Source organism: Hydrogenophaga sp., assembly GCF_051858985.1.
Classification (GTDB): Bacteria; Pseudomonadota; Gammaproteobacteria; order Burkholderiales; family Burkholderiaceae_C; genus Hydrogenophaga.
Window position 1 is genome coordinate 534,693 of record NZ_JBHYGM010000003.1, and the last position, 22,787, is coordinate 557,479.

The 22,787-nt window shown below is 66.9% G+C and carries 23 protein-coding genes and 1 tRNA gene; 10 read left to right on the forward strand and 14 right to left on the reverse strand.

The features are described 5' to 3' along the window. Positions 1-9: 9 nt before the first annotated feature. The 4 genes from ACTIEY_RS14940 to ACTIEY_RS14955 are packed head-to-tail and all read right to left on the reverse strand — an operon-like array spanning position 10 to position 4,096. Entirely contained in the window at positions 10-615 is a 606-nt protein-coding gene (locus tag ACTIEY_RS14940) for a CDP-alcohol phosphatidyltransferase family protein (RefSeq protein ID WP_439519922.1), read from the reverse strand. Further along, entirely contained in the window at positions 605-1,240 is a 636-nt protein-coding gene (locus ACTIEY_RS14945; RefSeq protein ID WP_439519923.1) for an ATP-binding cassette domain-containing protein, read from the reverse strand. The genes ACTIEY_RS14940 and ACTIEY_RS14945 overlap by 11 nt, the downstream gene beginning before the upstream one ends. After that, complete coding sequence (locus ACTIEY_RS14950; RefSeq protein WP_439519924.1) at positions 1,240-2,886, reverse strand: ABC transporter permease; 1,647 nt, start codon at positions 2,884-2,886, stop codon at positions 1,240-1,242. Before ACTIEY_RS14950 ends, ACTIEY_RS14945 begins: the two co-directional genes overlap by 1 nt. Continuing rightward, complete coding sequence (locus ACTIEY_RS14955; RefSeq protein WP_439519925.1) at positions 2,879-4,096, reverse strand: ABC transporter substrate-binding protein; 1,218 nt, start codon at positions 4,094-4,096, stop codon at positions 2,879-2,881. The genes ACTIEY_RS14950 and ACTIEY_RS14955 overlap by 8 nt, the downstream gene beginning before the upstream one ends. Before the next feature lie 92 nt (positions 4,097-4,188). Here ACTIEY_RS14955 and ACTIEY_RS14960 point away from each other — a divergent pair, with 92 nt between their 5' ends. Both ACTIEY_RS14960 and ACTIEY_RS14965 read left to right on the forward strand, forming a co-directional pair. Beyond that, positions 4,189-4,770 carry a sigma-70 family RNA polymerase sigma factor gene (locus ACTIEY_RS14960; protein ID WP_439519926.1) on the forward strand — a complete coding sequence of 194 codons (582 nt, stop codon included), beginning with the start codon at positions 4,189-4,191 and terminating at the stop codon, positions 4,768-4,770. Then, positions 4,767-4,970: a zf-HC2 domain-containing protein gene (locus ACTIEY_RS14965; RefSeq protein WP_439519927.1), complete on the forward strand. Its 204-nt coding sequence runs from the start codon at positions 4,767-4,769 to the stop codon at positions 4,968-4,970. The genes ACTIEY_RS14960 and ACTIEY_RS14965 overlap by 4 nt, the downstream gene beginning before the upstream one ends. Before the next feature lie 12 nt (positions 4,971-4,982). On the opposite strand, the gene ftsY is transcribed toward ACTIEY_RS14965, so the two are convergent. Next, on the reverse strand, positions 4,983-5,987 hold the full coding sequence (ftsY, locus tag ACTIEY_RS14970) for a signal recognition particle-docking protein FtsY (protein ID WP_439519928.1): 1,005 nt from the start codon (positions 5,985-5,987) through the stop codon (positions 4,983-4,985). A 29-nt stretch (positions 5,988-6,016) separates the two neighbouring features. Between ftsY and ACTIEY_RS14975 the strand changes: the two genes are divergently transcribed. From ACTIEY_RS14975 to ACTIEY_RS14995, 5 genes are read left to right on the forward strand one after another with little or no spacing between them, the layout of a single operon-like run. Continuing rightward, positions 6,017-7,450, forward strand: coding sequence for a M16 family metallopeptidase (locus tag ACTIEY_RS14975; protein ID WP_439519929.1), 1,434 nt, complete (start codon positions 6,017-6,019; stop codon positions 7,448-7,450). 2 nt (positions 7,451-7,452) lie between these two features. After that, a complete protein-coding gene (locus ACTIEY_RS14980) occupies positions 7,453-8,814 on the forward strand; it encodes a M16 family metallopeptidase (RefSeq protein WP_439519930.1) in 1,362 nt (453 codons plus the stop codon). A 4-nt stretch (positions 8,815-8,818) separates the two neighbouring features. Continuing rightward, the gene (gene rsmD / locus ACTIEY_RS14985; RefSeq protein WP_439519931.1) at positions 8,819-9,433 is read left to right on the forward strand and encodes a 16S rRNA (guanine(966)-N(2))-methyltransferase RsmD; all 615 of its coding nucleotides are present in this window, start codon (positions 8,819-8,821) and stop codon (positions 9,431-9,433) included. 36 nt (positions 9,434-9,469) lie between these two features. Further along, positions 9,470-9,988, forward strand: coding sequence for a pantetheine-phosphate adenylyltransferase (gene coaD, locus ACTIEY_RS14990; protein ID WP_439519932.1), 519 nt, complete (start codon positions 9,470-9,472; stop codon positions 9,986-9,988). 14 nt (positions 9,989-10,002) lie between these two features. Further along, positions 10,003-10,302 (forward strand): YfhL family 4Fe-4S dicluster ferredoxin, encoded by a 300-nt coding sequence (locus tag ACTIEY_RS14995; RefSeq protein WP_439519933.1) that lies wholly within the window; start codon positions 10,003-10,005, stop codon positions 10,300-10,302. On the opposite strand, the gene pth is transcribed toward ACTIEY_RS14995, so the two are convergent. From pth to ACTIEY_RS15030, 7 genes are all read right to left on the reverse strand, one after another. Next, complete coding sequence (pth, locus tag ACTIEY_RS15000; RefSeq protein ID WP_439519934.1) at positions 10,251-10,913, reverse strand: aminoacyl-tRNA hydrolase; 663 nt, start codon at positions 10,911-10,913, stop codon at positions 10,251-10,253. The two genes, ACTIEY_RS14995 and pth, sit on opposite strands and share 52 nt — an antisense overlap. A 73-nt stretch (positions 10,914-10,986) precedes the next feature. After that, positions 10,987-11,622: a 50S ribosomal protein L25/general stress protein Ctc gene (locus ACTIEY_RS15005; protein WP_439519935.1), complete on the reverse strand. Its 636-nt coding sequence runs from the start codon at positions 11,620-11,622 to the stop codon at positions 10,987-10,989. Between the two features lie 99 nt (positions 11,623-11,721). After that, on the reverse strand, positions 11,722-12,696 hold the full coding sequence (locus ACTIEY_RS15010) for a ribose-phosphate pyrophosphokinase (protein ID WP_086125522.1): 975 nt from the start codon (positions 12,694-12,696) through the stop codon (positions 11,722-11,724). 74 nt (positions 12,697-12,770) lie between these two features. Then, positions 12,771-12,847 (reverse strand) — tRNA-Gln (locus ACTIEY_RS15015). A 93-nt stretch (positions 12,848-12,940) separates the two neighbouring features. Continuing rightward, on the reverse strand, positions 12,941-13,873 hold the full coding sequence (ispE, locus tag ACTIEY_RS15020) for a 4-(cytidine 5'-diphospho)-2-C-methyl-D-erythritol kinase (RefSeq protein ID WP_439520302.1): 933 nt from the start codon (positions 13,871-13,873) through the stop codon (positions 12,941-12,943). A 14-nt stretch (positions 13,874-13,887) separates the two neighbouring features. Further along, positions 13,888-14,394, reverse strand: a complete 507-nt coding sequence (locus ACTIEY_RS15025) for a lipoprotein insertase outer membrane protein LolB (protein WP_439519936.1) — start codon at positions 14,392-14,394, stop codon at positions 13,888-13,890. Beyond that, positions 14,391-16,184, reverse strand: a complete 1,794-nt coding sequence (locus tag ACTIEY_RS15030; protein ID WP_439519937.1) for a tetratricopeptide repeat protein — start codon at positions 16,182-16,184, stop codon at positions 14,391-14,393. The genes ACTIEY_RS15025 and ACTIEY_RS15030 overlap by 4 nt, the downstream gene beginning before the upstream one ends. A gap of 102 nt (positions 16,185-16,286) precedes the next feature. Between ACTIEY_RS15030 and mutM the strand changes: the two genes are divergently transcribed. The 3 genes from mutM (at position 16,287) to mutY (ending at position 20,219) form a co-directional block, all read left to right on the forward strand. Then, positions 16,287-17,105, forward strand: a complete 819-nt coding sequence (gene mutM / locus ACTIEY_RS15035) for a bifunctional DNA-formamidopyrimidine glycosylase/DNA-(apurinic or apyrimidinic site) lyase (RefSeq protein WP_439519938.1) — start codon at positions 16,287-16,289, stop codon at positions 17,103-17,105. Positions 17,106-17,208: 103 nt separating this feature from the next. After that, positions 17,209-19,152, forward strand: coding sequence for a dynamin family protein (locus ACTIEY_RS15040; RefSeq protein WP_439519939.1), 1,944 nt, complete (start codon positions 17,209-17,211; stop codon positions 19,150-19,152). Further along, positions 19,149-20,219: an A/G-specific adenine glycosylase gene (gene mutY / locus ACTIEY_RS15045; protein WP_439519940.1), complete on the forward strand. Its 1,071-nt coding sequence runs from the start codon at positions 19,149-19,151 to the stop codon at positions 20,217-20,219. The genes ACTIEY_RS15040 and mutY overlap by 4 nt, the downstream gene beginning before the upstream one ends. On the opposite strand, the gene rapZ is transcribed toward mutY, so the two are convergent. Both rapZ and recN read right to left on the reverse strand, forming a co-directional pair. Further along, on the reverse strand, positions 20,220-21,131 hold the full coding sequence (rapZ, locus tag ACTIEY_RS15050; RefSeq protein WP_439519941.1) for an RNase adapter RapZ: 912 nt from the start codon (positions 21,129-21,131) through the stop codon (positions 20,220-20,222). It lies immediately after the preceding gene. A gap of 10 nt (positions 21,132-21,141) precedes the next feature. Further along, the gene (gene recN, locus ACTIEY_RS15055; protein ID WP_439519942.1) at positions 21,142-22,785 is read right to left on the reverse strand and encodes a DNA repair protein RecN; all 1,644 of its coding nucleotides are present in this window, start codon (positions 22,783-22,785) and stop codon (positions 21,142-21,144) included. Positions 22,786-22,787: the final 2 nt, after the last annotated feature.

Here is a 22,787-nt window from a genome sequence, read left to right on the forward strand (position 1 = left end):
AGCCGACGGTCAGTCGAACCGCCGGTAGCCCCAGCCGATGCGCAGCACCGTGGTGATGGCGCACAAAGCCGCGAAGCCGTAAGCGATCTGCGGGAACGCGGCCGGCCAGAGGCACATGGCGGCAAAGGCTACCAGGGTTTCGGTGGCCTCCGTCAGGCCGCCGAGAAAGTAGAAGCCCTTGTCGGGAAACTCCAGGGAACTCAACTTTCGCTGCGCCGCCACGATGGCGAACGCCAGGAAGCTGCTGCCGGTGCCGATGAAGGTGGTGAGCAGCACGGCAGCACTCAGCGCGTTCGACGCCGGGTCTTGCAGCGCGAAGGCCAGCGGGATCGAGGCGTAGAAAAGGAAGTCCAGCGTGATGTCGAGAAAGCTGCCGCGATCGGTGGGCTTTGTGGCCCGGGCCACCGCGCCGTCGAGCCCGTCCATCAGGCGCGAGAGCAGCAGCAGCGCCAGACCCGCGAGGAAATAGCCGAACGCAATGGATGCTGCCGCGGCCAGACCCAGGCCGAACCCTGTGAAGCTGAGGGCATCGGCGCCCACGCCGGCGCGCACAAAGACCCTGGCCGCGCGTTCCAGCGGCGCCCTGATCACGCCCTGCAGTGCCCTATCGAACATGCGCGAGCTCCAGCACCAGCGCGGCATCGGCCACGTCGGCGGCGTCGTGCGTCACCAGCACGGCTGGCACGCCCATGTCTCGCAGGTGGTCGAACACAAAGCTGCGGAACTGCTCACGCAATCCGGCGTCCAGCCGCGAAAACGGCTCGTCCAGCAACAGGGCGCGCGGGCGCGCGAGCAGGGCGCGCATGAGCGCCACGCGCGCGCGCTGGCCGCCCGAGAGCGTGGCGGGGTCGCGCTCACCGAAGCCGGCGAGATCGGCCTCGGCCAGCGCGCGTTCCACCTGAGCCAACCGGTCGGCCTTCGGGCCGGCGGCCACGGCAAACAACAGGTTTTCGGCCACCGTCATGTGGGCCAGCAGCAGATCGTCCTGGAACAGCAGGCCCACGCCGCGCTGCGAGGTGGGCAGGCCGCCGATGTCACGACCGTCGAGCTGCACCCGGCCTTCGAAGCGCAGCGCCTGGGTGTCCAGCGTGCCGGCGATGGCCGCCAGCACCGAACTCTTGCCGCAGCCGCTGGGGCCCATCAAGGTGAGGATCTGTCCGGCTGCGACCTGCAGCCGGACATCTTCCACCAGCGTGCGATCGCGGGTGGCCAGGCGCTGGATGTGGACGGAGAGGGTCATCAGCGCCGAGCATGCCTGAAACGGCGCGGCCGGCCCAGCCAGGCGGCCAGCCCGAACACCAGCACTGGCAGCAGGATCTGCAGGCCGGCGTACGCGCTGGTGAGCGAACGCTGGCCGCCCGATGCGAGCGTGACGGCCTCGGTGGTGACGCTGGCGAAACGCCCGGCGCCGACGTAGAGCGTGGGCAGGTACTGGGCCACGCTCACCGCAAAGCCGACCGCGGCGGCCGATGCCAGCGAGCGGCGCAGAAGCGGCCACTTCACCCGCCACAGCAACCGCCAGGTGCCGTGTCCGAGACTGGCATTGAGTTGCGCGTAGCGAGGGTCGAACCCCAGGTAGGCCGGGCTCAGCGCCAGCAGCACATACGGCAGCACGATGAGCGTGTGGGCCACCAGCAGGCCGCTGGCGCTGCCCTCGAGCTGCCAGCGCAGCCCCACGCCATACAGCCCCACCACCCACAGCACGGCGGGCAGCACCAGCGGCAGGTAGAGCACGGGGCGCAGGGCCTGGTCCCACCGGCGCGGCGCGAGTTCGAGCCAGGCCACGCTCCAGGCCAGCGCAATGGCGCTGCTGAGCGCGGCCAGCCACAGCGTGGTCCAGGCGGTCTGGCTGCTCTGCACCACCTGCGCCCAGGCTTCGAGCGTCCAGGTCTGTGGCCAGAGGGCAGGGAATGCCCAGACGCCGCTGAAGCTGCCCACCGCCAGCGCGACCAGCACGCCGGCATAGAGAACGCCCAGCAGCCACACACCGGTGGCGGGCCGCGCGTGGTGGGCAGTCGAGCGGCCCCGAACACCGCGGCCATGGGCCTGCGCGGCGCGCCAGAGCCGCTGGGCGGCGAGCCAGGCCACGCCACAGGCGAGCGTCGACAGCGCAAGCAACACGCCCGCTGCCGCACCGCGCGCGTAAGTGGTGGGCTCGACATCCTGCAGCCACTGCCAGGCCAGCACCGCCAGCGTGGGCGGTGAGGCTGGCCCGATGACCAGTGCCATGTCGACCACGGTGAGGCTGTACGCCAGCACCGCCAGCAGGGGCCAGCGCAAGCGCACCGCCAGCTGCGGCCACAGCACCAGCCAGAAAGCGCGGTGCGTGGTGTAGCCCAGCGTCTGCGCCATGGCATGTTCGGCGCGCCAGCGCTGGCGCACGTCGTCGCGCTGGAGCTGGGTGGCAGCCGTCCAGAGCAGAAAGGGGATTTCCTTGGCCACCAGCGCCAGGATCAGGCCCAGCCCCCACGGGTCCTGGGTGGTGGCCCAGGGCGGAGGGCTCTCAAGGCCGGTGAGCCAGGGTGAGAGTGCGCGCATCAGCCAGCCGCTGGGGGAAAGCAGGAACAGCAAGCCGATGGCCAGCGCCGCATGCGGCGTGGCCAGCATCAGCGGAAGGCCGCGCAGCAGGCGCGCGAGCCCGTGCCGGACGAATCCCTGCGCCAGCAGCGCGGCCGTGCACCACCACGCCAGCAAGGTGGCGGCCAGCCCGGTCCACAGCGTGAGGGCCCATGCGTGCCAGAAGCCGGGCTCTGGCGGCAGGGATCGCCAGGCTTGCGGTTGCAGGCCGCTGCGAAGTGCCTCGAGCGCCGTCCACAGCATCGGCACGGCGGCCAGCACCAGCAGGGCTGCCGCCATCCAGCGGCGGATCACGCCGGTCTCAGACACCGTAGCGCCGCGTCCATTCCTTTTCGATCGGATCCACCCACGAGGCGTGGGGCTCGGGCAGCGTGGGCGCCGGCTTGCGCACCAGGCCGGGCAGCGCGCCGGTCTGGAAAAGCGCGCGATCGGCGGCAGGCAGGCGCGGGATGTCGAGCACCGTGGGATCGCCCCAGTGCGCGATGTCGGCCTTGCGCGCCTGCGCAGCGGGTGAGAGCAGGAAGTTGGCCACCACCTGCGCGGCCGGCTTGGCGCGCGCGTTGTAGGGAATGGCCACGAAGTGCGTGTTGCCGATGGTGCCTTTCTCGAACTGCCAGCTCACCACGCTGGAAGGCAGGCGCTTGGCGGCGATCTCGTTGGCCGCTTCGTTGGGATTGAAGGTGATGGCCAGCAGCAGTTCGCCATCGGCCATCATCTGGCGCACGGCGGCTGCGTTCTGCGGAAACTGCCTGCCCGCGCGCCACAAGTGTGGGCGCAGGGCGTCAAGAAAGGGCCACAGCGCCGTGGTCTGCGCCGCCAGGGCGGCATCGGTCACCGGCCGGGCCAGCGCCTGGCGGTCGGGCGCGAATTCCACCAGCGCCTGCTTGATGAACGTGGTGCCATGGAAATCCGGCAGGCGCGGGTGCGTGATGCGCCCCGGCTGACTGCGTGCGAGTGCCAGCAGGGCCTGCATGCTCTGCGGCGATTGCGGCAGGCGCTTGCTGTCCGCGAACAGAGTGAACTGGGCCATGCCCCACGGCGATTCCATGCCGTCGGTGGGCACCGAAAAATCGTTCTGCGTGGTGGGCTTGCCTTCGGTATCGACCCAGCGGAAGTGGGGCAAGGCCTCGGCATAGGGCCCAAACAGCAAGCCTTCGCGTTTCATGGCGGCAAAGTTCTCACCGTTGATCCACACCAGGTCCACCGTGCCTTCGCCCGCGCCGCGCCCGGCGGTCTTCTCCGCGCGCACGCGCTTGACGACATCAGCGGTGTCGGTGATCTTGACGTGCTGCAGCGTGATGGCGTGAAGCGACGACACCTGTTGCGCCACCCACTGGATGTAGTTGTTGGTCTGGGCGCTGCCGCCCCAGGCGTTCCAGTAGACGGTCTGCCCGCGTGCGGCCTGTTCGATGGCGGCCCAGCCGCTGCTGGCGGTCTGGGCGTGCGCGGGCGCCAGTGCACCGGCGCTCGCCGCCAGCAACAGTTGGCGGCGGGTGATTCGGGGGGTGATCGATGGCACGGTGTCTCTCCTTGGGGTGCGGCAGGGCGTCAGCTTAGTCCATGCTTCACTTCATCAGTCAGACAGACCACCGTTTCCTTACACTGCAGGCCATGCCGATTCCAGCGGACCCCAGCTTCGAACAACAGGTCTTCGACCTGCGCCTGTACCTGCTCAAGTTTGCCCGGCTGCAACTGCGCAACGAAGCGTGGGCGGAGGACGCCGTGTCAGAAACCGTGCTGGCCGCCATTGCCAGACCCCAGGCCTTCGAGCAGCGTTCCCAGCTCAAGACGTGGCTGGTGGGGATCCTCAAGCACAAGATCATCGACGCGCTGCGCCACCACCGTCGCGAGGTGAGTTCATCGGCCGCGTCGGATGATGAACAGGCCGATCCGCTGGAGGACATGGCCTTCCGTGCCGACGGGCACTATGCCGAGAAACCCGCCGATTGGGGCGACCCCGAGCAGGACCTGAACAGCCGGCAGTTCTTCGCCATTCTGGAGGCCTGCACCGAGAAGTTGCCTGCCGTGCAGGGCCGCCTCTTTCTCATGCGCGAGTGGCTGGAACTCTCCAGCGAGGAGATCTGTAAGGAACTGTCGCTCACCCCGACCAATCTCTACGTCCAGCTGCACCGCGCTCGCCTGCGCCTGCGCGAATGCCTGGAACTCAACTGGTTCGCCCGCAAAAACCCATGAAGCCCGTGTACCCCCTTCGCCGCACCTGCAAGGAGGTCAGCGCCCTGCTGATCGCCAGGGAAGACCGCGCCCTGCCTCTGGTGGAGCGCATGGCACTCAGGCTGCACATGGCGGTGTGCGAGGCCTGCCCGAAGTTCGAGCGGCAGTTGCTCACCATGCGCCAGGCCATGGGCCGGTGGCGCCACTATTCGGAAGACTGACGCGGCCCGAATTCAGGCCAGCAAAGCCTGGGCGAACTCGCGTGCGTCGAAGGTTTCCAGATCTTCGAGCTTCTCGCCCACGCCAATGAAGTAGACCGGCACCGGTTTCTCGCGCGCAATGGCGCACAGCACGCCGCCCTTGGCCGTGCCGTCGAGCTTGGTGATGATCAGTCCCGTGAGCGTGAGCGCTTCGTCGAACGCCCTGACCTGATGCAGGGCGTTCTGCCCGGTGTTGCCGTCGATCACCAGCAGCACCTCGTGCGGGGCGGTGGCATCGGCCTTCTGAACGACGCGCTTGATCTTGCGCAGCTCTTCCATCAGATGCAGTTGCGTGGGCAGACGACCGGCGGTGTCGACCAGCACGACATCGCGCCCGCGTGCCTTGCCGGCGGTGACGGCATCGAAGCTCACGGCGGCGGGGTCACCGCCTTGCTGCGTGATGATCTCCACCGTGTTGCGGTCGGCCCAGACGGCCAGCTGCTCGCGCGCCGCCGCGCGAAAGGTATCGGCTGCCGCCAGCAGCACACTCGCGCCGCCATCGGCCAGGTGGCGCGTGAGCTTGCCGATGGACGTGGTCTTTCCGGCACCATTGACGCCCGCCACCATGATCACCGTGGGCTTGTGCTCGCCGATCACCAGGGGCTTCTGCAAGGGCTTGAGCAGATCGGCAATGGCCTCTGCCAGCAGGCCTTTCACCGCAGCGGGGTCGGTGGTCTTGCTGTCCTTCACGCGGCGCTTGAGGTCGGCCAGCAGGTGCGTGGTGGCTTTCACGCCGGTGTCGGCCATGAGAAGGGCTGACTCCAGTTCTTCGTACAGGGCGTCGTCGATCTGGGTACCGGTGAAGACCGTGGCGATGCCGCTGCCCGTCTTGCGCAGGCCGGTCTTGAGCTTGTCGAGCCATCCCTGGCGCGGGGTGGCCTTCTCCTGCACCGCCACCACGGCTGCGGGCGGCAACTCGGCGGGTGGGGCGGCAATGGGTGAGGGCGGGGGGGATTTTTTGCGGAAGAACGAGAACATTTTCGAATCTCTAGAATCCATTGCATTCTATGAAACGCTTCCCACGCCTGCTCTTCGCCCGCCTGGGTGCATCCTTTTCCCCTCTGGTTCTCGCCCTGGCGCTCACGCAGCCGGGCGGTGCGGGTGCGCAAGTTCCGCCGGCACCGGCTGCGCCACCCGCTGCGGCGGGCAGCACCGCTGCACAGTCGTTCACGCTGGCCAATGGCATGACGCTGATCGTGCGGCCGGACCGCCGCGCGCCGACGGTGGTGCACATGTTGTGGGTGCGGGTGGGCTCGATGGACGAGGTCGATGGCACCTCCGGCGTGGCACACGTGCTGGAGCACATGATGTTCAAGGGCACGCCCGATCTGGCGCCCGGTGAGTTCTCGCGCCGGGTGGCGGCGCTGGGCGGGCGCGAGAACGCGTTCACCAGCCGCGATGCCACCGCCTACCACCAGCAGGTGCCCACCGAGCGCCTGGAAGACATGATGAAGCTCGAAGCCGACCGGTTCGCCCGCAACCAGTGGGACGACGCGGAGTTCAGGCGAGAGATCGAGGTGATCAAGGAAGAACGCCGGCAACGCACGGAGGAGTCCCCCCGTTCGCGGATGTTCGAGGCCCTCAACGCCATGGTGTACCAGGCCAGTCCGTACCGCCGCCCCATCATTGGGTGGATGAGCGACCTCGATGCGATGACGCCCGACGATGCGCGTGCCTTCTACCGCCAGTGGTACAGCCCATCCAATGCCGCCGTGGTGGTGGCCGGCGACGTGGACGTGAAGCAGGTGCTGGCATTGGCGCAGAAGCACTACGGATCGATTCCTGCGCGCGCAGTGCCGGCCCGAAAACCGCGCGAAGAGCCGCCACAGGTGGGCCCGCGCCGCATGGAGTACCGCGCCGTGGCCGATCAGGCCCTGGTGGCGCTGGTCTACAAGGCCCCGCGATGGCAGGCCGATGACAGCAGCGCGAGCCAGGACGCGCTGGCGCTCACCGTGCTCTCTGCCGTGCTGGACGGCTACAGCGGTGCGCGGCTCGATCGTGCGCTGGTGCAAGGATCGGGCAACGGTGGCAAGCGCATCGCCGACGGCGCGGGCGCTTCCTTCGGCCTGATGGGACGTGGCCCGCAGGAGTTCACGCTCAGCGCCGTGCCCGCCCGTGGCGTGAGTGCCGAGATGGCCGCCGCTGCGCTCAAGGCGGAGGTGGCGCGCATCGCACGCGAGGGCGTGAGCGAAGCCGAGTTGCGCCGCGTCAAGACGCAGTGGACCGCGAGCGAGGTCTACAAGCTCGACTCGGTGGTGAGCCAGGCCCGCGAGCTGGGCAGCTACTGGATCAACGGCATGGGCGTCGACAGCGGCGAGCGGCTCATGGCGCGGCTTCGAGACGTTTCCGCCGAGCAGGTGAAGTCGGTGGCGCAGCGCTATTTCTCGGACGATCAGCTCACCACCGCCGTGCTGGTGCCCACGACGCCCGCACCGAAGTGAACATGACTTTCCCAATCCCCACCCTTCACCTGCTCATCGCTCGATGGGCCACACTGGTCGCCGGCATGCTCGCCTTGCTGGTGGCATTCCCCGCCCAGTCCGCCATCCCCATTGAGCACTGGACCCACGCCAGCGGTGCCCGTGTGTACCTGGTGCCCAGCCCTTCCATTCCCATGCTCGACGTGCAGGTCGATTTCGACGGCGGCAGCCGGCGCGAGCCCGCGCGCCAGGCCGGCCTAGCCAGCGTGACGGCGGGCCTGCTCTCCGGTGGGGTGGCCGCGCAGGGTGGGCTGCCGGCGCTGGATGAGAACCAGTTGAGCGAAGCCTGGGTGGACCTGGGCGCGCAGTTCGGTGCGCAGGCGGGTACCGACCGCTTCAGCGTCTCGCTGAGGACCCTGACCGAACCCGATCTGCTGAACCGCGCCGTGGCCCTGGCAGCGCGGCAACTCGCCGCGCCGGCGTGGCCGGAGCGTGTGTGGCAGCGCGATCGCGAACGCATGCTCGCATCGCTCAAGGAAGCAGAGAACCGGCCGGGCACCCTCGCGGGGCGCAGCTTTGCGCGTGCGGTCTACGGCACGCATCCCTACGGGCAGCAGACCGAAGCCACCACCCTGCAAGCCATCGGCATCGCCGACATGCAGGCCTTCTACCGCCGCCACGTGGTGGCTTGCCGCGCCCAGGTGACCCTGGTGGGCTCAATCGACCGCGCGCGTGCCGACCGCATCGTGGACCAGCTCATGGCAGCCGTGCAGCCGCATGGCTGCGCCGCACTGCCGAGCGTGCCCGAGGTGGCGGCCTTGCCGCGTGCCGTCGAAGAGCGCCTGCCGTTCGACGCGGCCCAGGCGCAGGTGTTGATCGGTCAGCCCGGCATTGCGCGCACCGATCCGGACTTCTTTCCCCTGTTTGTCGGCAACTACATCCTGGGCGGCGGCGGCTTCGTTTCGCGCCTCACCACCGAGGTGCGTGAAAAGCGCGGGCTGAGCTACAGCGTCTACAGTTATTTCTCGCCCGGCCGGCATGCCGGCGCATTCCAGATCGGCCTGACCACACGCCCGGACCAGGCGGCGCAGGCGGTGGAAGTGTCGCGTGAGGTCGTGCGCAACTTCGTGGCGCAAGGCCCGACCGAAGCCGAACTGCAGGCGGCCAAGGACTTCCTCATCAATGGTTTTGCCTTGCGCATCGACAGCAACCGCAAGCTGCTCGACAACGTGGCCAACATCGCCTGGAACGGCCTGCCACTTGACTACCTGGACACCTGGACCGAGCAGGTCAGGCGCGTGAGCGTGGCCGATATCCGGCGCGCTTTCGCCAGGGCGATCCAGCCCGATCGCATGGTCACCGTGGTGGTGGGCGCCAAGCCCTGAATCGATGAAGAAATCTCCCGCCAGCACGTCACGTGCGCCCGTCAACGCACCGCGAGAGGTTCGCATCATCGGCGGCCAGTGGAAGCGCACGAAACTGCCTGTGACCAATCGGCCGGGCCTGCGCCCCACACCCTCGCGCGTGCGGGAAACCCTTTTCAACTGGTTGGGCCAGGACCTCACAGGCTGGCGCTGCATTGATGCCTTCGCCGGCACGGGCGCTCTCGGGATGGAGTCGGCCTCGCGTGGCGCGGCCGAGGTGGTTTTGGTGGAGCAGGATGCGGCACTGCTGGCCCAGCTGAGCCGCACCGTCACCAGGCTCAAGGCCGATGCCGTGCGCGTCGAGCGAGGCGACGGCGTGGCTGCGTTGCGCCAGCGCGCGGGCCAGGGGCTGGACGTGGTGTTTCTCGACCCTCCCTTCGCCCAAGGGCAGAACGACGCACTGGTGTTGTCTGCGCTGGCAGCCGCGCGGCAGGCGGTGCGCGAGGACGGTTTGGTCTACCTGGAAGCGCCCCGTGTCTGGAACGACGACGAGCTCGCCCGCGTGGGCCTGCAATTGCACCGCCACGGCAAGGCTGGGGCGGTGGCCTTTCACCTGTTGCGGCCATTGCCGGCGCAGTGAAGCCGCGCCAGAGACCCCGCGCGCATAATCCCGAGGATGAGTTCAGCCCTCGTTTCCCACGCCGGCCCCGCCCGAGTGGCGGTCTACAGCGGTACCTTCGATCCCATCACGCTGGGCCACGAAGACGTGACGCGCCGAGCGGCGTTGCTGTTCGACGAGGTGATCGTCGCGGTGGCGATGGCGCACCACAAGAAGACCCGCTTCTCGCTGCAGGAACGGCTGGACATGGTGGCCGAAGTGGCTGCACGCATGCCCGGCCGGGTTCGTGTTCTGCCCTTTGATGGCCTGATCATGGAGTTCTGCCGGCAGCAGGGCGCCACCGCTGTGGTGCGCGGCATCCGCAACCTCACCGACTTCGACTACGAAGCCCAGATGGCGGCGATGAACCGCAAGCTGAACCCGGCCGTGGAAACCGTGTTCCTTCTGCCTCAGGCCGAACTGCAGTGCATCTCCAGCACCCTGGTGCGTGAGATCTCGCAACTGGGCGGGGACGTGTCGCAAATGGTCAGCTCCCCGGTGGCGCAGCGCCTGTTGCCAAGGCCGCTTCAGGCCTGAACAGGAGCCGACGGATGGCCTTGCTGATCACCGACGAATGCATCAACTGCGATGTGTGCGAGCCCGAATGCCCGAACCAGGCCATCTACATGGGCGAGGAGATCTATGAGATCGACCCGTCTCGGTGCACGGAATGCGTGGGCCACTTCGACGAACCGCAATGCGTGCAGGTCTGCCCGGTGAGTTGCATTCCGGTCAATCCGGAACACATCGAATCCCGCGAGACGCTCTGGCAGAAGTACCAGCGTCTGCAGAAGGCCGGTCAGCCCTTGTCGGCGGCCGGTGAAGTGACCCCGCCGTCTGCTGCAGGCTGAACAGACGCTTCGGCCGGGCGCGGTGGCTTGGGCCGAGGCGGCTTGCTGGTGTGAATGAGGGCCGTGGCCTTGTCCATCTCGCCGGCGATCAGCGCAGGCAGCGCCTTGAGGCTGCGGTCCAGCGCCTGCGCAATGGCAATGCGGTCGTCCGGTGAAGGCTTTTTCAGCACCCAGTTCGCCACCTCGTTCTTGTTGCCGGGGTGGCCGATGCCCACGCGCAAACGCCAGTAATCGGGACTGCCCAACTGGGCATGGATGTCGCGCAGGCCGTTGTGGCCCGCATGCCCTCCACCCTTCTTGAGCTTGACTTCGCCGGGCGGCAGGTCCAGCTCGTCGTGCACCACCAGCAACTCCTCCGGTGCAATCTTGAAGAAGCGCGCCACCGATGCCACCGACTTGCCCGAGAGGTTCATGAAAGTCTGTGGCTCCACCAGCCACACGCTCTGGCCCGCCACGTTGGCACGCGCCACCAGGCCGAAGTGGCCTCGTTCCATCTGAAGGGATGTCCTGAGCAGCCGCGCGGCTTCGTCCACCCACCAGAAACCGGCGTTGTGGCGGGTGGGTTCGTATTCCGGTCCCGGGTTGCCCAGGCCGGCGATGAGCTTGATCATGGGATGCGATTATCGAGGCGAAAAAATGAAAAAGGCCCGCGTGTGCGGGCCTTCAGGGCAGGAGAAGGGCGGCTTACTTCTTGCCCTTGCCCTTGGCGGCGGCCTTCTTGTCGTCCACCGGGGCGGCGACGGGAGCGGCCACCACTTCTTCCACCGGTTCGACCACGGTCGCCACGGTGAGGTTCTTGCGTCCGTGCATCACCAGCTTGATGCCCTTGGGCAGCTTGATGTCGCCGGTGTGGACGGTGGCGCCCTTGGTGACTTCACCGAGATCGACCTCGATGTGCTCGGGCAGCTTGTTGGCCAGGCACTCGATTTCGATGTCGTTCATCACGTGGCTGATCACGCACTTGTCGGTCTTGACCGCAGGCGAGTTCTCGGCGTTGATGAAGTGCAGCGGCACCTTCTTGCGCAGGCGAGTGCGGTCGTCCACGCGCTGGAAGTCCACGTGCAGCACTTGCGGCTTGTACGGGTGGTATTGCACGTCGCGCAGCAGCACTTTCTGCACCTTGCCAGCGAGTTCCATCTCCAGGATGGACGAGTGGAACGCTTCCTTCTTCAGGGCGTGCCACAGGGCGTTGTGATCGAGTTCGATCGTGGCGGCCGGCGTTTCACCGCCGAAAACGATACCGGGCGCGCGACCGGTGTTGCGCAGACGGCGGCTCGCACCCGTACCCTGCTTGGCGCGCTCAAAAGCGACGAATTGCATGTCAATCTCCAATGGAGGGGTTCCGCGACCAGAACGCCTCTGTTTCAAAAGAGCGGCGCCCACCATGGACGCCACCCGCTTTTTGCCGCCTGCAGGAACCTAGAACAGGTTGTCTTGGTCGGCGAACAAACTCATGACCGACTCTCCGGAAGCAATGCGCGCGATGGTTTCAGCCATCAGCGGCGCCACGGAGAGCTGGCGAATCTTGGAGCAGGCCTGCGCGGCCTGCGAAAGGGGAATGGTGTTGGTCACCACAACCTCATCGAGCGCGCTGCCCTTGGCGATGCGCTCGATGGCCGGACCCGAGAAGATGGGGTGCGTGCAGTAGGCATAGACGTTCTTGGCACCGCGCTCCTTGAGCACCTCGGCGGCTTTGACCAGCGTGCCGGCGGTGTCGATCATGTCGTCCATGATCACGCAGTTGCGACCATCGATGTCGCCGATCACGTGCATGACTTCGGACACGTTCGCCTTCGGGCGGCGCTTGTCGATGATGGCCATGTCGCAGTTGAGCTGCTTGGCCAGTGCGCGCGCGCGAACCACTCCACCCACGTCGGGCGAGACCACCAGCAGGTCTTCGTAGTTCTTGGTGCGAAGGTCGCCCAGCAGCACCGGTGAGGCGTAGATGTTGTCGACCGGAATGTCGAAGAAGCCCTGGATCTGGTCGGCGTGCAGGTCCATGGTGAGCACGCGGTTCACGCCCACGGTCTGCAACAGGTTGGCCACCACCTTGGCCGAGATCGGCACGCGTGCCGAACGCGGGCGGCGATCCTGGCGGGCGTAGCCGTAGTAGGGAATGACCGCGGAAATGCGCTCGGCCGAGGCGCGCTTGAGCGCGTCGACCATGATGAGCAGTTCCATCAGGTTTTCGTTGGTCGGGGCACAGGTGGACTGCACCACGAACACGTGGCGTGCGCGCACGTTCTGGGTGATCTCGACCGTCACTTCGCCGTCGGAGAAGCGGCCCACGTTGGCCGCGCCGAGTTGGGTGCCCAGATGCTGGGCGATCTCGGATGCCAGCACCGGGTTGGCATTGCCGGTGAAGATCATGAAATCCGGGGGCTGAACTTGCATGGTGTTCCCAGCGGTTTGAACGACGGCCGCGTCCGGCGTGGCCGTGTGCCTACCTGATTGGCTCGAAAAATGGGTGGCAGGGGAGGAAGGACTCGAACCCTCGCATGCTGGAATCAAAATCCAGTGCCTTTACCAACTTGGCGACTCCCCTACGCAGGAAGGCTGTTCGACGCGATGCCGGACGGCCCACCAAAAAACGTCGCTGGTTGCGCAACCACTGCCTGGGCTGTTGTGCTGGCCGATTCTAGTCGGCGCACCAGTCGAGCAATGGATGTGCATCCATGTTGGCGCATTCCCGGATCAGCCAGCCGCCAGGGGCGGGTGTCAGGTTCTGGGGCTGCGCCAGATGCGCAAACACCGCGGTGCCGGATCCGGTCATGCGCGCCTGCAATCCGTGGCCTTCGAGCCATTGAATGCAGTGACCCACTTCGGGGCAGATCGCCTGAGCCACGGGTTGAAGGTCGTTGTGCCCGAAAGCCAGAATTCTCTGGATATCAAGCGCTCCAGCAAGCTGGAACCCCCCGCCCGTTGCATCGGATTCGTCGGTTTGGTTTCCCGCGACGTTTGCAGCAAAGCCTTGGATTGTAGCAGTTTTGCTGTCACGTTTGAGCTCCGGGGCGCCGAAAATGCGCTGTGTGGAAGCGCCGCCGGGTGGCTTGACGACCACGAATCGGGCCGGCGTGAGGTGCAATGGGGTGATGCGTTCCCCCACGCCTTCCACCCACGCGTTGCGTCCTCCCAGGAAGAAGGGCACGTCGGCGCCCAGCCGCAAGCCGATGCCGGCGAGTTCGCGTCGCGTCAGGCCCAGGCCCCAAAGCCGGTTGAGTGCCAGCAGCGTCGTGGCAGCGTCCGATGAGCCACCACCCATGCCGGCTTCCGCGGGAATGTGTTTTTCCAGCCCGATGCGAACGCCGAACGGACAGCCGGTGGCTTCGCCCAGCGCGCGGGCGGCGCGCACCGTAAGATCTTCGGCAGGCAACGCGCCCGAAGCCGGAGCAAGCCCGATGTCTTCACGGTCGATGCCGCCGTCCGCGCGCAACTCGAAATGCAGTCGGTCGCACCAGTCGACCATCATGAACACCGACTGGAGCAGGTGGTAGCCATCGTCGCGGCGGCCCGTGATGTGAAGAAACAGGTTGAGCTTGGCCGGCGCGGGCACATCGAGCAGGCGCAGCAGCGGGGATCGCTCGGTCATGGCTGGAAGACGACGCGCAGTTCGGCGGTGGGCAGCGGTTGAGTCCGCCGCGCGGTGAGTCGGCCTTCGGCCTGACGGGTGAGATCGGCCTGCCAGCCGGGCACATCGCCGGTCTGGCCGCTCAGCCAGCCGAACAGGGCGGCCACAGGCACCGCCGTGCCGCTGAGTTCGGTTGTGAGTTCGTCCAGGCTGCCGCGCCGGGTGATCTGGCCTCCCTGGCGAAGTTCGGCCCCACCGGGGTTCCAGATCACCAGTGCCAGCGTGTTGCCCAGGGGCGACACGAGTTGCAGTTCACCGGCCGACGGCGAACCTCGCAAGTCAAAGCCGGCGGAAAAGGATTGCGGCGGCTTGCTGTCGACCGTGAGGGCAAGCCGTCCGCTCCAGGCAGACTCGCCCGGCTGAACGGGTTTGGGTGTGGAGGCGCAGGCGGCGAGCAGCGTGGCCAGCGTCAGCGCGCCCCACACCCGCCACAGGCCGCTCGCACCGGGCCGTGAGAAGGTCATGGCTTGACTTGCAGGCGCTTGAGGGTTTCCTGCAGCGTCTCGTTGTCGTTCGACAACAGCAGGCCTTCGCGCCAGATCTTGAGGGCCTGGTCACGTTGCCCCTGAGTCCACAGCACCTCGCCCAGGTGCGCCGCGATCTCGGCGTCCGGTCGCTTGGCATAGGCGGCCTGCAGGATGCTGAGCGCGCGGGCGGCATTGCCGAGGCGGAACTCGACCCAGCCCAGGCTGTCCTGGATGTACGCGTCACCCGGTGCAAGCGACACCGCCTTCTCGATCAGTTGCTTGGCTTCGTTCAGTCGCACCTTGCGATCGGCCAGGGAGTAGCCCAGGGCGTTGTAGGCGTGGTGGAAATCGGGCCTGGCGGCCATCAGCTGTCGAAGCAGCTTCTCCATCTCGTCGCTTTTGCCCGCCTTCTCGGCCATCATGGCCTGGTCATACAGCAGGTCGGTGTCTTCGGGAAACCGCTGGACCGCCTCGCCATACACCTCATACGACTGCTGGTAAGCCTTGAAGTCGCGCAGCAACTGGGCCTCGGCCACGAGCTTGAGGCGCGCGTCCTCGGGCCGGCGTTCGGGCTGGTTGCGCAGCAGGGCGCGCGCCTGCGGCAACTGTCCCTGCCGCGCCAGCAGCGAAGCCCGGCGCATCTGGGCAGCCATGATGTCGTCGGCGTTCTCGATCCGGTCCAGCCACGCGTTGGCGGCCGCGAAGTCCTGCTGTTTTTCAGACACCTGGGCCATGAGCAGATAGGCCTGCGTGAGGCCGCGAGCCGAACGCTCATCGGCGGCGCGGCGCGCCAGCGCCATGTATTTCTGCAGCGAATCCGTTGCCGCTGCCAGGGCGTTCTCCTGAACTTGCAGCGAACCCAGCAGCAACCACGGCTCTGCCTGATCCGGCTGGCGCGCCGTGAGCGTCTCGAGTTGGGCACGCGCGTCGCTGTTGCGCTGCAGGTCGAGCAGGATGCGGGCGTAGGCCAAAGCCACCGCGGTGTCGCCCTGGGAGTTCGTGGTGCTGACCAGCAGCTGGCGTCGCACCATGGGCTCGGCTTCAGCCTGACCGCGTTCCAGCAGCTCCAGCGCGAGCAGGGCAGGGTAAGGCGAGGCGGGCTCGGCTTCGTGCCCTTGACGCGCAGCAGCGAGCGCCTGCGGCAGGCGATCCTGCGCCAGCTCCATGCGACCCACCGTGGTCCATGCCACGGCGGCATGCGCCGGCTGTTTCAGCCAGGGATCGAGCGCTTCACGCACCACCGAAGCCGCCAAAGCCTTGTCGGCGACCCGTGCATAGGTCTGGGGAATCGCATTGATGGTGTCGTTGCGCTCGCCCACACTGGTGGCCTGCAGGATGTTGCGCAGCACGGGCGAGGTTTCGCTGGCGCGGTCCAGCGCCAGCAGGATCTGCAGCACATAGCGGCTGGATTCGGTCCCGCCGGGCAGTTCCTGGGACCACGCGCGCGCTGCGGTCAACGCCGCTTCACCAGAACGGGCCTGCAAGGCCACGTCCACCGCGCGCCGGTACAGATTGGCGTCGCGCTGCTTTCGCGCTGCATCCAGGATGAGGGAGTACCCGGTTCCGGGTTCCCCATCGCGAACGTTGAGTTCACCCAGCAGCAGTTGGTAGAACAAGGGCGCGTTGAGCCCGGAGTTCACCACCGGCTCTGGCGCCGCGGCCCCGGGCGCAGGGGGTGGAGGGGGCGTCTGTGCGGCGGCGCCGACCGCGAGGCACCACAACCCGCTGGCCATCAGGCCGGCAGCCAGCAAGGGTCTGGCGTTGACGTAAAAAGGCGCGTTTTTCATCGGTTCATGATAATGGAAGGGTTCCTGAGCGTCCGGGTGTGATCCGATGACCTCACCACCGTTCCGCCCCCTTGAAAAGTATCTGGAATAGACCCGGCGACCATGCCCGAATTGCCTGAAGTGGAAGTAACCAGACGCAGCTTTGCCGACCGCATTGCGGGCGCCAGGGTGCAGCATCTGCAGATGGGAAAGCCACTGCGCTGGCCACTGGGCTGCGAGCCCCAGGAGCTGGTGGGCCGGCAGGTGCGCAGCGTGGCGCGGCGTGGCAAGTACTTGCTGATCCATCTCGACCAGGGACTGCTGCTGCTGCACCTGGGTATGTCGGGCAGCCTGCAGTTCGCGCCAGCTCTCCCGCCGCCGGGCGCTCACGACCACTTCGAACTGCGCACCAACCTGGGCGTGCTTCGCCTGCACGATCCCCGACGTTTTGGCGCGGTGGTCTATGCCCCCTCGCTCGACGATCCGCGCGCGATCAAGCTGCTCGGGGGCCTTGGCGTGGAGCCGCTGGAAGCGGGCGCCTTTGATCCCCAATCCTTTCACCGCGCGCTGCGCCTGCGCCGCGCACCGATCAAGCAGGTGCTGCTGGCGGGTGACATCGTGGTGGGCGTGGGCAACATCTATGCTTCCGAGGCCTTGTTTATGGCCGCCATCCGCCCGACGCTGCCGGCCGACCGACTCAGCGGTCCGCGCGCAACCCGTTTGCACGGTGCCATCGTGGATGTGCTGCAGCGCGCGGTCGCGCTCGGTGGCAGCACCTTGCGGGATTTTTCGAGTGCAGAGGGCCAGAGCGGCTACTTCCAGCTCGATGCCATGGTCTACGGTCGCCACGGCCTGCCCTGCAGGGTGTGTGGCACACCGGTGAAGACCATCCGCCAAGGTCAGCGATCCACCTTTTTCTGTGCCGTCTGCCAGAAGCTCTGAGCGCCGTTGAAGCCACGGGAGCGCCCGGCTGTCGGGCTCGGGAACCGTCCGGCATTCTCCAGGGTGGCGATGCTATATTGGCCGATTCAAGGACCCCAGCGCGATGAGTTTCAATCAGGATTTCGAGCAGCACGGTATCTGGCGCAAGCAATTTGCCTTGCGCCTGAAGCTGTTGTCCGAATGGTTGACTGACCACGATCTCATGGAATCCGGCGTGCGCGAGCGCCTGGATCAACTCCACGCGCAGGTCAAGAACGACAAGATCATGGTGGCCTTCGTCGCCGAGTTCTCGCGTGGGAAGTCCGAGCTCATCAACGCGGTGTTTTTCGCCGGGTATGGGCGTCGCATCATGCCCGCGAGTGCGGGGCGCACCACCATGTGCCCGACCGAGCTGGGCTACGACGCCGACATTCCCCCTTGCCTGCGCTTGTTGCCCATCGAGACCCGGCTGCAGCCGCAGTCGCTGCTCGACTGGCGCAATGCGCCGGACAAGTGGGAACGCGTCGATCTGGATGTGACCGATTCCAGGCAACTGGCGCGCGCCATCCAGAAGGTGGCCGAAGTGCGCCGCGTGACGCAGGCCGAGGCCGCCGCACTCGGGTTCTGGCACGAGGAGATTCCGGAGGACAACCCGCTCCCCGGGCCCGATGGCCTGATCGAGGTGCCGCGCTGGCGCCATGCGCTCATCAACATGGCGCACCCCTTGCTCAAGCAGGGGCTGGTGATCCTGGACACGCCGGGCCTGAACGCGATCGGCGCCGAGCCAGAACTCACAGTGAGCCTGCTGCCGCAGGCCCATGCCGTGGTGTTCATCCTGGCCGCCGACACCGGTGTCACCAAATCCGACCTCACCATCTGGCGCCAGCACCTTTCCGTGCTGGGCGAAGGCCGCGAGTCGCGGCTGGTGGTGCTCAACAAGATCGACACGATGTGGGATGCACTGAGTTCGCCTGAGCAGGTGCAACTGCAGATTGCGTCGCAGCGGACCGACTCCGCTGAAATTCTGGGACTGGAGCCCCGCCAGGTGCTGGCGGTTTCGGCACAGAAGGGCCTGCTGGCCAAGGTGAGCCGCGACAAGAAGCTGCTCCAGGCCAGCAACCTCATGGAACTGGAGACCGCGCTGGGCGTGGATCTGCTGGGCCAGCGGCGCAAGATCCTGGGCGCTGCGGTGGCCTCGGGCATTCAGGCGCTGCGCGTGGAAACGGGTCGCATGGTGCACACGCGGGCCCGCGACCTCGTTGAGCAGATCCAGGAGCTCGACGGCCTGCGCGGCAAGAACACCGGTGTCATCAAGCAGATGCGCCTTCGCATCGAGCAGGAGCAGGCCGACTTCGATGCCAGCGGTGCCAAGATCCAGGCCGTCCGGTCGGTGCATCTGCGCCTGCTCAAGGACCTGTTTGCGCTGCTCAGTTCCACGCACCTCAAGACCGAAGTGGGCGTGCTGGGCAAGGCGCTCAAGCAACCCGGTATCAAGCTGGGCGTGCGAAGGGCCTACGACCAGACCTTCGATCGATTGCGCGCCGATCTCATCAAGGCCGACCGCATGGCTGGGGACATCCAGTCCATGCTGGAAGGCAGCTTCAAGAACCTCAACGCCGAGTACAGCTTCTCGCTTCAGGCGCCCACGCCCCCGCGCCTGGGGCAGTACGTCAAGGATCTGGACCTCATCGAGAAGAGCCACCTGCAATACCTGAGCCTGGGCAATGCGCTGCGCCTGGCGCAGCCCGAGTTCGCCGAGCGCCTCGCGCGCGCGCTGATGAGCCGCCTGCGCGTGGTTTACGAGACGGCGGTCAACGAGGTCGAGCTGTGGAACAAGTCGGCCGCTGCGCAGCTGGACGCGCAGTTGCGCGAACGGCGCCGGAACTTCAGCCGCCGCATCGAGGCGGTTGCGCGCATCCAGCAGGCCGCTGGCGGCCTGGATGAACGCATTCGGGAGCTGCAGTCGCTGCAGGACAACCTGAATCAACTCGAGGCCAAGCTGGCCGAACTCACCGATCACCTGCTCGCGGCTCCCGAGGATGAACCCGCCGAAGCCCTGGCGGCATGACGCGCGCGTCCCTGCCGCTTGAATTTGCGCCACGTCTGATTGAATGGCAGCGGCGCGCCGGTCGCAGCGGATTGCCTTGGCAGCACACCCGCGATCCCTACCGTGTGTGGCTCTCCGAAGTCATGCTGCAGCAGACGCAGGTGGGCACCGTGCTTTCGTACTTTCCCCGGTTTCTCGAGCGCTTTCCAGATGTGAAGGCACTCGCCCAGGCTTTGCCGGATGACGTGATGGCCATGTGGAGCGGGCTTGGCTACTACAGCCGGGCGCGCAACCTGCACCGTTGTGCGCAAGTGGTGATGAGCGAACACGCGGGCGTGTTCCCCGAAACCGCCGCGGTCTTGCAGACGCTGCCCGGCATCGGCGCTTCGACGGCGGCGGCCATCGCAGCCTTTTGCCACGGAGAGCGGGTTTCGATTCTGGACGGGAATGTTCGCCGGGTGCTTTCGCGCCTGCTCGCTTTTGAAGGTGACCTCGCTCAGGCAGGCCCCCAGCGCGAACTCTGGAACATCGCACAGGCGCTACTTCCCGTGGCGCCCTCACCCGACGACATGACCGCCTACACGCAGGGCCTCATGGACCTGGGCGCGACGGTGTGTCAACGCAGCCGGCCAGCCTGTGCGATCTGTCCGGTGCAGTCCTTGTGCCGCGCTCACGCTGCGGGCGAGGTACAGCGTTTTCCCGTGAAGACGCGGCGCCTCGTGCGCAGGTTCGAGCGCTGGTGGCTGCTGGTGCTGCGCACACCACCGACGTCTGGAAGCGCCCGCGTCTGGCTGGAGCGCCGGCCAGCGCCGGGCATCTGGGCTGGCCTTTACTGCCCGCCCGTGTTCGCCGCCGAAGACGCGTTGCTGGGCGTGTTGCCTGAAGGGCTGCGCGCCGCCGTGCATGCACTGCCGACCGTGACGCACAGCCTCACCCACCGCGAACTCCATCTGCACCCGATGCTGCTGGAGGTGCCGCCGGGATCGTTCGAGCCGAGCGCGGATCATGCCCAATGGGTGGCGGCCGACGCGTTGGGCGGGCATGGCCTGCCCACGCCGGTGCGCCTTCTGCTCGCCAGTCTGGTCTGACTACGCGCTGGTGCGCAGCCAGGCGTCGAGCTCGCGGTGGCGCACCCGCGTCGACCATTCCACGCGGAAGGCTTGCGCCAGCCGCTCGACCAGGTAGACCGAACGGTGTTGCCCGCCCGTGCAGCCAATGGCCACCGTGACGTAGCTGCGGTGGTCGCGCAGCATCTGCGGCATCCAGTGACGCAGAAAGTCGCTGATCTGTTGCTCCATCTGCACCACTTCCGGCTGCGCGGCCAGGTAGTCCGCCACCGGCAGGTCCAGCCCGCTCAGCGACTTGAGTTCGGCTTCGTAGTGAGGGTTGGGCAGCATGCGCACGTCGAAGACGAAATCCGCATCCATCGGTACACCGCGTTTGAAGGCGAAGGACTCGAAGACCAGCGTGAGCGACGCCTGTGTGGTGCCCAGCATGTCCTTGACCTGGCTGCGCAGCCGCATGGGGCGGATCAGGCTGGTGTCGATCACCAGCGCCTGTTCGCGCAACTCCGCCAGCAACTCGCGTTCGTGCTCGATCGCGTCCACCAGGGCACGGTGCTGGTCGTTGACGACCTTGAGCGAGAGCGGGTGCAGCCGGCGGGTTTCGGAAAAACGGCGCACCAGGGTCTCGGTGGTCGCATCGAGGAACACCGTGGTGAGGTTCACCGGGCGGTCGGGATCGTTCTGCAGGCGCGCCAGGCGCCGAGGCAGCCCGGGCAGAGAGGACGCGCTGCGCACATCCATCGCAATCGCCACCTTTTGCGCACGCTGGTTCTGTTCAAGTTCAATGAACGACTCCAGCAGTTCGGGCGGCAGGTTGTCCACGCAATAGAAGCCCACGTCTTCCAGCGCAGTGAGTGCCACCGACTTCCCGGAGCCAGACATGCCCGTGATCAGGACCAGCTCGGTCGGTGACTCGGGTGGGAGTGGCGCATTCATCGGGCAGGTCTCAGGTGGTCAGCATCTCGCGCGCATGCGCCAACGAGATTTCCGACTGTTCGCCGCCGCCCAGCATGCGGGCGAGCTCCCGAACCCGGGCTTCGTGTTCGATCGGCGCCACCGTGCTCTGGGTCTGGCGTCCCACCGCCTGTTTGCTGACCAGCAGGTGGTGGTCGGCGCATGCGGCCACCTGCGGCAGGTGGGTCACCGCCAGCACCTGGCGATCCCTGCCGAGCTGGCGCAACAACTGGCCCACCGTGTGGGCCACAGCGCCACCAATGCCCGAATCGACCTCGTCGAAAATCAGGGTGGGCGCCTGGCCCAGGCGGCTGGTGACGACCGAGATGGCGAGCGCGATGCGCGAGAGCTCGCCGCCGGAGGCGACCTTGCCGACCGGCTTGGGCGTGGCCCCTGCATGACCCGCCACTCGAAACTCCACCTGCTCGGCGCCATGGGCCTGGGGTTCGTCCAGCGGCAGCAAGGCCACTTCGAACACCCCGCCCTGCATGCCCAGCGTCTGCATCGTCTGCGTGACCGCCTTGGACAGCCTGGGCGCCGCTTTCTGCCGATCTCGGGAGACCGATTGCAGTGCAGAGGAAAACGCCTTCCAGGCGCCTCGCTCGGCTTTCTTCAGGGCTTCGACGTCCAGTGCCTGGTCCACCTTCGCGAGTTCGTCCTTCCATTGCGCGTGAACCTCGGCCAGTTCTTCCGGCGCACGCCGGTAGCGTCGCGCCAGCGAAACCCAGAGCGACAGGCGCTCGTCCAGGGCCTCAAGGTGCGCCGGATCCTGATCGGTGTGGCGCACGTACTGGTGCAGCCCATGGACGGTGTCCTGCACCTGGGCAAGGGCACCTTCGAGCGCCTCCACGGCGCTGCCGAACTGCGGCTCGATGTGGACCTGGGCCTGCAATGCCGCCAGCGCACGATGGATCAGGCTGGCGGCGTTGGTGTCGTCGTCGTCCAGCGCGTTGAGGGTGGCCTGGGCGGCGTCCATCAAGGCTTGCGAATTCGCCAGGCGGCCGTGCTGCGCGTTGAGTTCGTTCCATTCGCCGATCTGCGGTGCGAGCTTGTCCAGTTCCGCGATCTGCCACGAAAGGCGTTCGCTTTCCTGTTGCAGCGTGGCTTGCTTCTCGATGGCGGCATCCAGCGTATTGCGGCTCTGGCGCCAGAGAGCCCAGGCGCGGGCGGCAGGTCCGGTGTCGATGCCCGCGTAGGCATCGAGCAGATCGCGCACCGAGTCGGCCCGGGTCAGGCTCTGCCACGCATGTTGGCCGTGAATGTCGACCAGTGTGTCGGCCAGCGTCTTGAGTTGCAACACGGTGGCCGCGCTGCCGTTGATCCAGGCGCGGCTGCGGCCATCGGTATCGACTGTGCGGCGCAGCAGCAAACTGTCTTCCAGGGGAAAGCCTTGCTCTTCAAGCCAGGCAGCCAGCACGGCCGGCGTATCGAATTCGGCAGCGATGTCGCACCGTGCCGCCCCTTCTCTGACCACCCCGCTCTCGGCGCGCGCGCCCAGCGCAAGCTGCAACGCGTCGATCAGGATGGACTTGCCGGCGCCGGTTTCGCCGGTCAGAACGCCGAAGCCGCCGGCCAGTTCCAGATCGAGCGATTGCACGATGACGAAGTCCCGCAGGACGATGCGTCGAAGGCTCATCG

Bases quoted from the DNA above. Each gene is read 5' to 3' on its own strand.
- ACTIEY_RS14960 (WP_439519926.1), top strand. From the start codon at position 4,189: ATGCCGATTCCAGCGGACCCCAGCTTCGAACAACAGGTCTTCGACCTG.
- rapZ (WP_439519941.1), bottom strand. From the start codon at position 21,131: ATGAATGCGCCACTCCCACCCGAGTCACCGACCGAGCTGGTCCTGATC.
- ftsY (WP_439519928.1), bottom strand. From the start codon at position 5,987: ATGTTCTCGTTCTTCCGCAAAAAATCCCCCCCGCCCTCACCCATTGCC.
- mutY (WP_439519940.1), top strand. From the start codon at position 19,149: ATGACGCGCGCGTCCCTGCCGCTTGAATTTGCGCCACGTCTGATTGAA.
- rsmD (WP_439519931.1), top strand. From the start codon at position 8,819: ATGAAGAAATCTCCCGCCAGCACGTCACGTGCGCCCGTCAACGCACCG.
- ACTIEY_RS14940 (WP_439519922.1), bottom strand. From the start codon at position 615: ATGTTCGATAGGGCACTGCAGGGCGTGATCAGGGCGCCGCTGGAACGC.
- ACTIEY_RS14995 (WP_439519933.1), top strand. From the start codon at position 10,003: ATGGCCTTGCTGATCACCGACGAATGCATCAACTGCGATGTGTGCGAG.
- ACTIEY_RS15030 (WP_439519937.1), bottom strand. From the start codon at position 16,184: ATGAAAAACGCGCCTTTTTACGTCAACGCCAGACCCTTGCTGGCTGCC.
- ACTIEY_RS14965 (WP_439519927.1), top strand. From the start codon at position 4,767: ATGAAGCCCGTGTACCCCCTTCGCCGCACCTGCAAGGAGGTCAGCGCC.
- pth (WP_439519934.1), bottom strand. From the start codon at position 10,913: ATGATCAAGCTCATCGCCGGCCTGGGCAACCCGGGACCGGAATACGAA.
- ACTIEY_RS15010 (WP_086125522.1), bottom strand. From the start codon at position 12,696: ATGCAAGTTCAGCCCCCGGATTTCATGATCTTCACCGGCAATGCCAAC.
- ACTIEY_RS14975 (WP_439519929.1), top strand. From the start codon at position 6,017: ATGAAACGCTTCCCACGCCTGCTCTTCGCCCGCCTGGGTGCATCCTTT.
- ACTIEY_RS15005 (WP_439519935.1), bottom strand. From the start codon at position 11,622: ATGCAATTCGTCGCTTTTGAGCGCGCCAAGCAGGGTACGGGTGCGAGC.
- mutM (WP_439519938.1), top strand. From the start codon at position 16,287: ATGCCCGAATTGCCTGAAGTGGAAGTAACCAGACGCAGCTTTGCCGAC.
- recN (WP_439519942.1), bottom strand. From the start codon at position 22,785: ATGAGCCTTCGACGCATCGTCCTGCGGGACTTCGTCATCGTGCAATCG.
- ACTIEY_RS15025 (WP_439519936.1), bottom strand. From the start codon at position 14,394: ATGACCTTCTCACGGCCCGGTGCGAGCGGCCTGTGGCGGGTGTGGGGC.
- ACTIEY_RS14980 (WP_439519930.1), top strand. From the start codon at position 7,453: ATGACTTTCCCAATCCCCACCCTTCACCTGCTCATCGCTCGATGGGCC.
- coaD (WP_439519932.1), top strand. From the start codon at position 9,470: ATGAGTTCAGCCCTCGTTTCCCACGCCGGCCCCGCCCGAGTGGCGGTC.
- ACTIEY_RS14945 (WP_439519923.1), bottom strand. From the start codon at position 1,240: ATGACCCTCTCCGTCCACATCCAGCGCCTGGCCACCCGCGATCGCACG.
- ACTIEY_RS15040 (WP_439519939.1), top strand. From the start codon at position 17,209: ATGAGTTTCAATCAGGATTTCGAGCAGCACGGTATCTGGCGCAAGCAA.